Origin of the sequence: Pseudomonas sp. LH1G9, assembly GCF_002949975.1 — a bacterium.
GTDB lineage: Bacteria > Pseudomonadota > Gammaproteobacteria > Pseudomonadales > Pseudomonadaceae > Aquipseudomonas > Aquipseudomonas veronii.
The window spans coordinates 1404808-1417737 of the sequence record NZ_CP026880.1 but is presented as its reverse complement, the minus strand read 5'-3'; the positions used below and the strand labels follow the sequence as shown (position 1 = coordinate 1417737).

General features: G+C 64.3%; 1 pseudogene. It reads right to left on the bottom strand.

Features of this window, described 5'->3' with window-relative positions:
• Positions 1-106: 106 nt before the first annotated feature.
• Positions 107-12708 (bottom strand): annotated as a pseudogene (locus C5F70_RS06860) (filamentous haemagglutinin family protein).
• Between the last annotated feature and the right edge of the window lie 222 nt (positions 12709-12930).

The window sequence follows — 12930 nt, the reverse complement described above, 5'->3', positions numbered from 1 at the left end:
CGAGTTAGCCATGAAACACCAGCCGACTATTAGGCCGCCGCGCCAACAGCAAAAAAAACGGGGCAATCACTGATTGCCCCAAACGTACATCGAGAGGTCCTTCCACCTACAACGTGATCTGCTTGCGCTCCTCATCCGTCAACCGCGCACGCGCCTGTTCGCTCAGCGGCCCGGCGCCCAGTACCTGCACCGGGCTGTTGGGGTTGTACCCCGAGGTCTTCGGCTGTTCCTGCGGTTCGCGCTGCACCGGCTCGGAGCCAAAGCTCAACACCTCCACCGTCACGATCGACGCCCTGCCCTGCTTGGCCGCCGCCTGCTGGCTGCGCGCCGCGTCTTCCGCCGCCTGGGACGCCGCCGCCCCCGCGGCGCTGGCCGAGGTCATGGCGCCGGTGTTGACGGTGGCCGTCACCGGCACTCCGGACGACTTGCCCTGGGTCTGGATGTTCGCCGCGTTGACCACATGCAAGGCGGCGATGTTGACGTTGCCCGAGACCCGAATGCCCGCCTCGCCCGCGTCGATGGTGCCGGCCGGAGCCAACAGGTCGATGTCACCGGCCGGCACTTCGGCGATCGGTGCCAGTGTGGCAATACCGGCACCGGCGCTTGGCACATTGGGTGACAAGGTCACGTTGCCCCAGGTGTCATAGAGCCGCTTGGGCGGTGTGTACAGCACGGTGGTTTTCGAGCCACGGCCGGCGTTGATGTCGCCTTCGTTGGACCAGGCGAGAATCGCCCCGCCAAAGGTGGTCATGATCCGGCTCTGGCCTAGCAGGATGCTGCCCCGGGAATACAATTGAATATCCCCGGCACCCTGCGTGAGGACCCCGGCACTGGCCGGCGGCACGTTGCCTTCAATCCCGAACACCTGCTGCCCGCCAGGGCTGAGCATCTGTATATTGCCGCCAAACAGGGTATGCACCCCGGCACCGCCGTACAGGGTGATGTCGCCGTTGTACACGATCGGGTTACCCGCCACGTCCTTGCTCGGCAACAGTGCGTTGATGGCCGCGCGGCTGCGGACAAAGCTACCGGAACGCGGGCCAGCGGCCAGGTTGTATTCGCGACCACCTTCGCGCACTTCGGCGAAGTACACCGAACGGGCGAAGATGCGTTGCTGCTCGGGGCCCAAGCCTGCAAAGTACGCCCGCGCCTGCTCGGCATCGCCGCTGAAGGCGTAGCGCTCGTTGAGCCATTGCAACAGTTCGGCCTCGTAGGTTTTCGCCACCTTGCCGGCTTGCGCAGCCAGCGCGACCCCCTCGACCGCCTGATTGGCGCGGTCCAGGTAGGGCGTGACGAACTTCAGGTAATCCAGGCCGTTGAGCCCGACCCCGGCTTCCAGCACGATGGATGCCCCCGGACGGGAGTCGCCCGCCGCCACCGGTCCCAGGCTGGTGATGGATGCTTTGTCGGCCATCAACAGGTTGCGCCCGGCACTGACTTCCAGGGTGCCGGGGCCGGCGACGTTGAAGCTGCTGTAGAGAATGTCGCGCCCGGCGGAAACCACTGACACGTCCTCAGGGCGGCTGTGAACGAACAGGTTGCCGCGGCTTTCACCCAAGTAATCGCCGTTGTAACCCAACAGTTTAGGAAGCACCGTCGACGAGCCCATATCGGTACCTGAACTGACAATGTCGCGCCCCGCCCGCATCCAGACCGGGCCTGCGGACTCATAGCGGACCTGGCCTTGACGCGGGCTGCCGAACGTCAGGATCTCACCGCTGCGCAGCCCCACGATGTCGCCCTGCTGGGCATAAAACCTGGCCGGCTCTGCCTGGGAAGCCGGACGCGCAAGATCAGTCGCGCTGCGGAAGGCGAACAAGGAAAGGTCGTCCTGTATCGCGTCACTGCCCAGGTTGTTGACGACCAGGCTGAACCCATTCCTGCCGACAAAGGCTGGCGCGAACGGCGTCGGTATAGCACCCTGGCTGTCACCCGACTGGTTGACCGCATAACCGCTGGCGTAAATTGAGTCCCCGGCCAACATGGCCAATCGTCCTTTGCTCGACGGCGCCAATAACAGCGAATAAGCAGGATTGTTAGGCAGCGGGCCAGCACCCAGCGCGGATGCGCCGAGATAAATACTGCCATTGGCTGCTACCACGCCGAGCTTGGAGGGGAAGATGAAACGCCCGTCCGAACTGGAGTAGTTTTGCTCGGGCAGAGGATTCAGCTGGCCATTGGCGCTCAGCGACATGCTCTGCACGCTAGGCGTCAAACTGCCACCTGCGGAGAACAAGTCGATGGCGGTACGCTCGGTCCATAATGAGAACCATGTGGTGCCATTGCCATAAGCGCTACCGTTGTAACTGAACGCTTGGGTATTTTCGGTAGAGACGCGTCCAGGGTCGCCGGTCCCCGCCAACACCAGGTCACCTCGCGTCGACAGGGTGGCCGTGGCGTCGCCCAGCATCAAGGTGATCCCGCCCGTGGCCGTGCCCAGGCTTGCGGTGTACGGCGAGTAGGCTCGGCTTTCCTTGACATCCTGATCGTTACGCATACTGCCATAGTTCAAGGCAATGCCCCCCAGGCTGCCTGCCTGCAGGTTCAAGGCGCCACGCAGGTTGGTCAGCACGCCATTGAGGCTGAGTGTTTGTGCCTTATAGTCGACTGATTGCAAGCTGGCGGTATTACTGCGGGTCGCACGAGCGTCCAGCCCAGGGTTCAAATCGCCTCCCATGCGTACATCCAGGTCGCCGCCCCCCGTCAACAGCAATTGACCGTCCACCACCCGCCCGGTACTCCCCACTGCCAACACCAGGCCTTCACTGCGCGGTGCTCTCAAGCCATCCACGGAGCCACGGCGCGTCTGCATGCCACCATCGCTGCCCAGGTCCAGGGTCAGATTGCCGCCGCCCAGCGTGCCGACACCGGTGAACCCCACCAGGCGTGGCAGCTGGTCTATCTGTGCAGCGTCGTCAAAATACCGGTTGGCAGTGCCGCTTTTGCCCTTTATATAAGTGCCAAAGTTGATCCACCAACTGGTCGGTATCGGGGTGACACCCGCCGTGCTGCCTGTGCCTTGGCGCCACAACCAGTTGCCCAGGTTCGCACTGTTGAGTTGGCTGCGACCGTCATTGTCCATTGGCCTATCTTGCATCGGCGTCCAGACAGCGCCCGTCAGGCTACCGCCGGTGCGCAGCAACACGTTGCCGCCGCCGTCGGGGTACCAGGCGGCGTAAGGGCTGGCGCTGCTTTCATCGACCAAGGCTTCATACGCCTTGGCCGCGCTGCCCAGCACCGTCACATCCGCAGCGGTGACGCGAGCCTGGTTGAAGTCGGCGGCGGCACCACCTGCGCGAGACGCGCTGGACGCCCCTGCGGTGTACACGCCGTAGGGCGATTGCATTGAGACGTTGCCCGCAGCGATCAGATCCAGATCACCGGTGCCGGTGCGCAGCACACTGAAATGCTGACTCACGGGTGAAACCAGTTTGACCGGACCGACGATCACCTGCTCAGGGATTGCTGGAGTGGGTTCGCCCAAGGAAACGCACAGATCTGCGTCGCACGTGCTTTCGTTTTCGGGTGACACCGGCGCCCCGGGAGTAAAGCCAAACAACTCGGCTAAGTCGCTCCACACGTAGTTGACGCGCACGCACAAGTCCGGGCAAGAAGCCCACTCGGACTCCGGCACCGGAGTACCCGCCGTGACGCCGAACAGCTCGGCGGCAAAGTCACTCCAGTACCAGGCGCCGCCTGGCCGGGCCGGTTGCCCCGGGATGGTGGTTTTACTGTGAGTCTCGTAAATGCCGTAGTGCGTGTCCGCCAGGGTCAGGTCGCCGGCAAAGGCCGGCTGGATAGAACGCGTGTCGGCCGCCTGGGTATCAGCACCGGACACCAGACGCAACGACCACGACTGCGAGCCTTCGGCCAACATCGGCGCCACAGCCCAGTTCTGGCGTGCCGTGGCGCCGGTCACGGTGCGCAACGGCACCGATATCGCGCCGTTCGGCAGTTTGACGTCCGTGCCATAAGGAATCAGCGCGCCAACCTTGAGAGCCAGGTTCACAGCCAGCAAAACACCGTCGGTCGCACTGCCGATCAGCACCCCTCGGCTGGGTAACGGCACGCCGGCCGGCCAGGTCATCGCGCGCAGGGCGGCAGCGCCCGCCAATACGGTGCCGGCGTCCAGTCGTGTATCGGCAGCGAGCACCACAGGTTGTTGCAACAACGTGCCGGCGGCATACAGCAGGTTGCCGGCGCTGTCGCGCACCGCCGCGCTCAACACGGTATTGGCCGGCAGGGTCAGTGGCGCATCGAGGATGCCCTGCGTCGGCAGCACAGTGCCTTGCGCCAGCGTGGTGGCCTGGATCGGTAACGAGTAGTTGAGGGTCTTGCCAGTGGGGAATGCACTGCCCTCTGCCAGCACCACACCAGGGCCGGGCACGATCACATCGCTGCCGAACCCTTGCAGGCCGGGGGTCAGCACCCAGCCGTTGTCGTCCGGGGTGGGCGGCGGCGGGGCAAAACCGTCGTTGATGCTGCCGTAGACGTCCAGATTGCCACCGGCACGCACCACCAGGCTGCCGACCTCGCCCGAAGGCGTATTGCGGTTGAGGCTGGCATAGCGCATGCCCGACAGGTCCAGGTCGCCACTGACCACCAGATCGCCTTCGGCGACGATTTCCACGCCTGGGCGCAGGTGGAAGGCGTCGGCGTAGCGGCTGTTGTTCAAGCCCGCCAGCTTGCCTTGCGTCAACCCGAGGTTGTTCAAGGCATTGTTGATAAAGGTTTCACTGAGCGCGTGTTTTTATTCAGGTAATCCTGATCGATCATCTGATACGGCCGGCCACTGACCGACGGCTCAACGCCGGGCGGCGCATCGGTGTAACGGGCGACAGCGTTCAGCGCGATGGAGCGAGCGCCAAGGATATCGACGCGCCCGCGCGCATCGATGGCCACATCATTGGCATTCAGCCGGGGGGCATTCAGTTCCAGGGTGCCACGGGCCAGGCCGTCGTATTGCCCCGGGCCACGGCCCAGGAGCGCAGCCGTGCCGTGGCGCACGTCGATACGCGCGCCATCGGCCAAGGTCAATTGACCGTCACCGCTGTTGAGTTCAACCATCGCCCGGTTCGGCGCATCGATGATTTTGCCGTAGCTGTCGACCCGCAACGCCGTACCGTGGGCATCCAGCACCGCACTGCCGGCGAGGGTCAGACCCTGCTTGCCGGCCAGGCGGATACTGCCGACCCGCTCACCACTGGCGTCGATAGTGCCCACCACCGTCAAACTGCCGTTATCCACCGAGACGTTGACCTGATTGGCCTTGAGTTCATCGCCGATAACCAGGTTGCCCTGCTTGAGCTGGAAGCTGCGCGAACCCCACACCTGCCCCTGGTTCAAGCGTTGGTTCAACGCGGCGAAATCCCCCATCTGCTGCGCACGAATGTCCACCCCGCCCGCCTGGTACGGTACCAGGGTGCCACCGGCATCGTAATAGCCGCTGCTACCGGCGCGGATCTGCCCTTGCAAGTCGACCTGCCCTGCTCCGGCGTCCACCGCCACGGCTTTGAGCAGGCCACCTTGGTTGTATCGGGCGGACAGGTCGACGAGCGCACCTGCGGCCTGATAAATGTTGCCGTGGCGGCTTTCCAGGCTGACGTCACCGCCCCAGCTGTATTTGCTCACGTCGTTGTTCCGCACGGTGCGACCACTGAGGTCCAGACGCGAAGAAGCGCCCAGGGTCAGCGCTTCATCGGCGCTGAGAGTCAGCTTGCCGCTGGGCAACACCACCGCCGTATCGACCGCCACGCTGCGCCCGGACAGCAATAACTCGGCGCCCAACGCGTCGATGGCCGTCGCATCCGCCGGGGCCGCACCGTTGGCCGGGGCCACTACGGTCACTGCGCCACCGGCGGTGATCCGGTTGATCGAACCGGCTTCACCGGTCAACAACGGCGCGGTGATGGTCAAGTTGCCGCCACTGTAGGCAAAGCCCTTGCCCGCTTCATAAGCGCCCTGGGACTGATGCACCGCCAGGCTGCCTTTGTGGTTGGCCGTAATGCGTTCGTCGGCGTTGAGGTGGACATTGGCAAAGCCCAGGGTCATGCGGCCATTCTCGGTCAGGCCATCGGGCTGGGCGTTGCGGCCATAGCCGAATTCGATGCGCCGAGCCTGCAGCTCCAGGGTGCCGCTGCCAGTGCCCGCGCCTTGGTTGATCACGGCCGGCGGCGCACTGGTATCGCCTCCCCACACCAAGGTGCCGGTCTGGATCAACGCCACATCCGCCGCGTTGCCATAGCCATAGATCGCCGGAGTCGTCAGTAACAGTTCATCCAGCAGTGACTTACCCGAGCTGTCGAGGGTGCTCAGGGTTGCGCTGCCATAGAAGTTCAAGGATTGCCCAGCTGTCAGTGCCAGGCTTTTCAGGGCCGGTGCGCCGCGTGAGGTATCGCCGCGCAACAGGCGATCCATCACTTGCTGATTGAGGGTCAAGCCCGACGGCAACACGCCGCGCGCGGCTGCCTCGGCCAACGCCTCCGGGCTGCCGACGTTGATCCCACCCACCGCCAGCGCCAGATGACGGGTGCCGTAGCGCACACCGTCACCCAAGGCAAAGCGGTTGGTGGTGGCAAAGGCAATCGAGCCCTCGGAATACAGTGACGTTTCACCGCTGCAAGCCCCTGGATTGCACTGGCCGATCAGGATGCTGCCTGGTCCTCTATTATTGTCGCCAGCGGTTGGGGCCAGCATCTGCAAGCGCCCGTTGGACACTGCCAGGACACTATGAGCGCCTGGTCGATAGATAAAACCATCATCCGAGTCATAGGCAGCCTTGCCGAGCCCCAGGGTGTTGATCGACGCACCTTGTTCGATCTCAATGGCGCCCGAGGACGTACCCGTCATCAAGAACACTTCCGGCGCCGCCAAGCTCGCCCCCTGACGCACAATCACCGAGTTCGCGCTGGATCCTGTGTCGAACCCGACGAAATTACCACCCTGGCCGTACATCACCGTCGTCAAGCCGCCCACCACCAAACGGGCGGCCCCCAAGGCATTCAAATCGCTGGCGCGTACCGCCACCGTCGACGGTGTGGTACTGGCTTGGGCAGTGTCAGAAATCACCTCGATGGCGTTGCCCTGCACCGCTACAGTGGCACCGAATCCACCCTCCGCGGGTTTAAAACGCCCCTCGCCATCAAAGGTGAACCCCACGTCTTTTTGACCGGCGATCAGTTGCAACTTCAGGGTTTTGGCGTCGGCTTCAAGGGCCGCACGCGGGACGCCCAGGCGCGCAGCGTCAGCGCGCACGAAGTCTGCGTAACGGGTTTCGTTGTACTGGGAATACCGGCGCAATACCGCCGCCGGCGTGACGATCACCTGGCTCGACAGGCTGTCGCGAATGCCGGTGTGGGCAATCGACAGGAAGCCCTCGGTTGACCAGGAACCGTTATTCATGGCCGAAGCGTTCGGCATCGAACCTGCGGCAAACGCCGTTGCCAAGCCGTTGATCTCGACCCGAAACGCCCCCGGCAACAAGGCGTAACTAGACGGCAGCAAGGTGTAGGTCCCCGCCGGCAAGCCTGGAACCCCGGCACCGATACTGATTTGTTGCCCCACCAGCGGCTGGGTCGCACCCGGCTCGCCACCGCTGGGCGCGACTCCCGGCTGGGCGCCGGGAACAATCGCATAGATCGGGTTGGTGGCCAGCCCCGGCAAGGTAAAGCGCCCGTCCGCACCGATTTGCACCAACGGGTTGTAGCGCGCATCGGTGGAGCCGCCGCGCCCGGAGACAAACGCCGCGCCGAGCAACTCACCGCCACCGGCAAGGTCCAGCACCGCGCCCTGCTGCACATTCAGCGAGCGCCCGACCAATTGCATACCAACGGCCAGACTGCCCGTGTTATAGGTGCCGCCGACGCCCAGCAACTCCACCTGTTTGCCGTTGTACTGCCAGGTCACGCCGTCGACTGTCCCGCCATACGGCAGCACCAGGCCACCGGCGCTGACGGAGGTCAGGCTGCCAGGCAACAGGTTGATCACTTTGGTGGAACGGACGATGCCGCCATCCATGCCCAGGGTCAGCACACCCATGGGCGCCCGTAACACGCCGCCTTGTTCGATGGTCGAGGCACTCAGCAGTAAGCTGCCAAACACTGAATAAGGTTGCGCCGGGGCCTCACTGCCGACCCGGCCGATGCGCAAGGTGCGTGTCGGGTCAAAGTCGCTGTTAGGCCCCGTGTAGCCGGCCGTGACCTCGGCAACGGCCCCCGTGGCCGGGTAAATCTGCGCCGCCGTCAGGCTCAAGTCGGCCTGGGTGGTCAAGGCGGTTTTAGTATTGTTCGCGCTGCGGGCCAGAAAGCGCATATCCCCCAGGCTGACCAACTGGGCCTGATCGAAGGCGCGTCGGTCAAAGCCGTTGGCCAACGCCTTGGAGCGCTCGGCATGGGCACCGAAGTTGAGGCTATCACGCACATCCAGCACGTTTGCCGCTTCAACCCTCAAGAGCCCGGCTGTACCCTGCGTGGAAACGCCACCCTGGACCGTCGGACGAACGGCGCCGTCACTGCCCTGGCTGTTGTTGCCAACCCCGGCCAGGCGTACATAAGGCGCCGCCAGGAGCACCTGGGACTGTCGGGGCGCGCCATCCGTCAACGCCATGGCCCCGGAATACAGGCTCAGGCTCTGCCCCAGACGCAGGGACACGTCACCGTCGAAGCTGATCAGACCATTGCTCAACAGCGACAGGTTATCGAAGCCGCCGGCGTCGACCTGGCTGACCGTGAGCCGGCCATGACCGTAGACCAGGCTGCCCGCGGCCGATTCGGGGGTGCTGCCGGCGGGCAACGGCACGCCCGGATCGGCGGCACTGACAATCAATTCACGGGCTTGCCGCACGCGAGCGGCGGCTGATTCGGCGTACAGCGGCGTTTCCAAGGCCAGGCTCAGGGAACCACCCGCCGCACCGGCACCACCGCTGCCGGCCTTGAGCGTACCGTCGAGGTACACGCCGGTGTTGGATGCCAGGGAGATGTTGCCGCCACGGCTGGCGATCACGCTCGGGCCGGCACCGTCCAGGTCCAGCACCGCCTGGCTGCCGGAAGCGTCAAGGCGCGCGCCTTCGCGCACCACCACAAACAGGTTGGCGGCGGAGGCGATCCCGGTGGCCGGGTCGATCACCCCGCCAATCACGATAGTGCCGCCCTGGCCGACCGTACCGTAGCGCCGGCCGAGACTGTCCACTGCGGTGAACGCCCGCCCGGCCACGTCCAGTACTGCGTGTTCACCGATCCAGATCGAACGGCCATGGCCCTGGTTTTCAACGCCATCGGCCACGTTGGGTTGCACGCTGACGGCGCCCAGCGTGATGCTGCCACCCCAGGCATTCAGGCTGCCATCCACAGTCAACTGGCCAATGCTGCGTAGACTGATCGCTTGACCCGGATCAACCTCAATCCGCGCGCCCTGGCCGATGCGCAGTTGCGCCGACGCCATCTGCGCCGCTGTCGACAACAACGTACCGGCTTGCAAGCTCATGCTCGCGCCTTTGCGGGGGGTCAACAGGCCCTTGGTGGGGTTTTCCTGATACTGCGGCGGGGTCCAGATCTCCAGCGCAGTGCGTGGCGCTGCACCGCTCGCCACGCTTTGTGCGTTGTCATTGAGGCGGTACACCGGGGTTGTCACTGCAAGCTGGGTGCCATCGGCGACCACCAGACCTTCATTACCCGTGATGTCATAGGCGCCAAAGCCCTTATTGAAGAACCCACTGCCGAGCTGCAACGTCCCGGTACCTGGGGCAACCGCCGAATCGCTGATCAGCACCTGGCCGGCCTGCACACTCAGGCGCCCGCCGCCATTGACCCCATACCCGAGCAACTCACCGTCGAGGGCCAGGCTGCCTCGGCTGTCGCCACTATTGGCGTTGGCCGCGAGCGTCAGGTCACCACCCTTGCCGCCAGTGAGCTGGCCCTTGGCATCCAGGGCTGCGCCGGATGACACGTCGACCTGGCTACCTGCCGCCAGGGTCATATCACCGCTACTGCGCAACGCCACGCTGCCGCCGTTGAGATAGGGCAAACGGCTGCCATCGCCGGTGCCCAGCCGCTGATTGCTCCACAGGCCGCTGGCATCCAGGGACACGCCGTTGTTCACCGTCAGGCTGCCACGCCCACCGAGGGTCACATCGACTTTGCCGGCGGGGGTGATCTGCGTTTGTACGTTACCCAGTTGCAGGCTGCCGGAATGCGCGGTCAGGTTGGCATTGACCTCGATTTTCGGAGCAAACAGGGTGATGTCGCCGGCTGCGGCCACCTCCAGCGCACCGTTGACCAGAATCGAACCGGTGCTGGCGATTTTGATCGTGCCCAGCTCCGTCGCGTTCAAGGCATCGGTGTCCAGATAGAGCGTGGACACCCGATCAGCCGGCAGTGCGGTGGTCAAGTCCAGACCTGCGGCGATAGCCGCCGCCCGCTGCCCGAGCACGACGTTTTTCACGGTGCTGGCATCCGCCCCCAGGGCGTACTGCAACGTGGCGCTGTCCTTGACGTAATACGGCACGTAACTACCGACCACGAATTGGGCACCGCGGGCCACGGCTTTTTGCGACTGCAAATAACCGTCCAGGCCTTTTTGCGCGGCCTGGGTCTGGCGTTCGCCCTGATAGGTGTCACCCACAACCTGGCCCTCCAGAACCGCACTGGCGGTACTGACGACCAGGCGTCCGGCATCGCGCCCTACGGTGTAGGCACCTTCTGAACGCTCACGCGGGGCGATCAACGGGTTGTAGTAATACTCGGTCACGCCCCAGCGCTGGCTGTGGTCCTCATAGCCTTTGTAAATCCCGCTGTAGAGCAAGTCCCCCGGCGCGGTGGACAGTTCATACAAACGCCCGTCCGGCCCTTTGAGCCAGGTTTGCTGGACCTTGCCCGCTTGCACATCGAGGGTGCCGCCGGACAAGTTGATCTGCGAACCCTGTTGGGTCACTACGTCCTTACCGCTGAAGGTCACCGTACCGCCCTGGGCCATCCACTCGCCAATGCCGTGGTTACGGGTGCCCAAATAACCGCCCACTTCCAGCAGGCCGCCCGCGGTGTACCAGCGGTCGGTGGCATAGCCATTGGTCCCGGCCGCGACAAAAATCAAGTCGCGGACATCCACCCACACATCGTTGTTATTCAGGGACTTGTCGTCGCGATTGACCGCCGCATCGCGCTGCTCGTTGCCTTGGATATTGACCTTGACGCTATTGGACGCCATCGACACCTTGACCCCGGTGGCGCCGGACACGTCGATCACCGCGCCGTCGCGCACCAGGGTGCGCTGCGCAGCCTTGATACCGACTTGGCCGCCAGTGGCCAGGGTCACGGAACCGCTGCGAAAATCCACCGTGCCGTCGCTGGTGATTTCCACCAGGGACTGGTCACGGCGATAGGTATCGGCCGGCACAATGTTGCCGTTCTGATCAAGCGACGGCGTCATCAGCCCAGCGCGCTGGCTGTCGAGGGCGCTGCTGCTGTCGAGCAAAATCGCGCTGAGGCTGCCCTCGCCCAGGGTCACGCTAGCGTTGTTGCCCGTGCCCTTTACATGCAGGGTACCCCGGGCTTCCACCGACGAACTGGCAAGTAACACGCCGTTTTGCAACACCTGCTGGCCGGCCAGGGTGATGTCACCGGTAGAGGCCTGAATCAGCCCGCTGTTGCTGACCTTGCCGTTGCCGGTGACGCTGACTTCATTGCCCCGCGTGGTGGACGCGACATTGCCATCGGTGCTGTAGCCCTTCTTGATCACAAAGCTGTCGCCCGCCGCCAGGGTGGTCTGGCCTCGCGCGGTGGAAATGGTCCCGGCGTTCTCCACCTCTTTGCCGAGCAACAGCACATAACCGCCGCCCGCAGTGGAGGTGGCGGGCACCTGGGTCTGGATCTGCGCGCCACGCTCGACCGTCACCTTGCCGGCGGCCTGGGTGAATCCGGGCGCGCTGTTGCTTGAACTGTACAGCCCCTTGGCGGTGAATTGCTCATCGCTGAAGCCCGTGGCGGCAGCCACCAGGTTGCGCACGTTGACCTGGCTGCTGCCGCTGAACACGACGCCGTTGCTGTTGAGGATCAGCACCGTGCCGTCAGCTTTGAGAGCCCCTTGGATCTGGCTCGGCGCCGTGCTGTTGTTGACCTTGTTGAGCGCGGCCCAATCGCTGTTCTGTTGGAACTGCACGGTGGTGTTGCGACCGATGTTGAAGGTGTCCCAATTGAGGATCGCCTTATCGGCCGTTTGCTTGATCGAGACCAGCGTCTTGCCGTTGGCATCGGTTTGCACCGGCCCCTCGGCGTTGACGAACAGCGGCTTGCCATCCGCGCCGATCACCACATTCAAGCCGTTGCCGCCCAGACCGTTATGGATCGTCTCCGGCCCCGCGCTGGCGTTATTGCGGGCAGCGGCCTGCGCCGCCTGTTGCGCGGCAATTGCGGCGACGCTGGTGTTGAGGGTCTGAAAGGAGCGTTGCAACTGCTGACCAAGCGCCTGTTGCTGGGCCAACGGCGGCGGCGTTCCCGGCGACGTCGCGCCAGGGCGTGCGCCGCCATCGGCCTGCGTCACGCCCTTGGCGGCAAACCAACCCGAACTGAACGCATGGGGCTGCGCCGCGTGGGCACCGCCGGTAAACACCAGCAGTGCGATCACATGGGCCAGGGGTTTAAGGCGCAACACCGGTTGACCGGCAGTGGCAGGCACGTTGGCAGCGCGGTTGGCAGGCAGCTTCAGACGGGAACGCATCACTTACAGGTCCTTTTGACGGGGCAGGCGAACGACGGGCGCGCGAACACTGCGCGGGCACGTGTTGTGGTTATTGCTTAAGGCGGTTGCCGAGGGGTGCGACCGAACTGATGTCACACAATGTTCATACAACGCGGTTCAACTGGCGGGTCGCGATGCACAACGACAAAACCGGCAATGACGCGAAGTCATTGCCGGTTGTGGGGCCAACCCTGTCGAGAC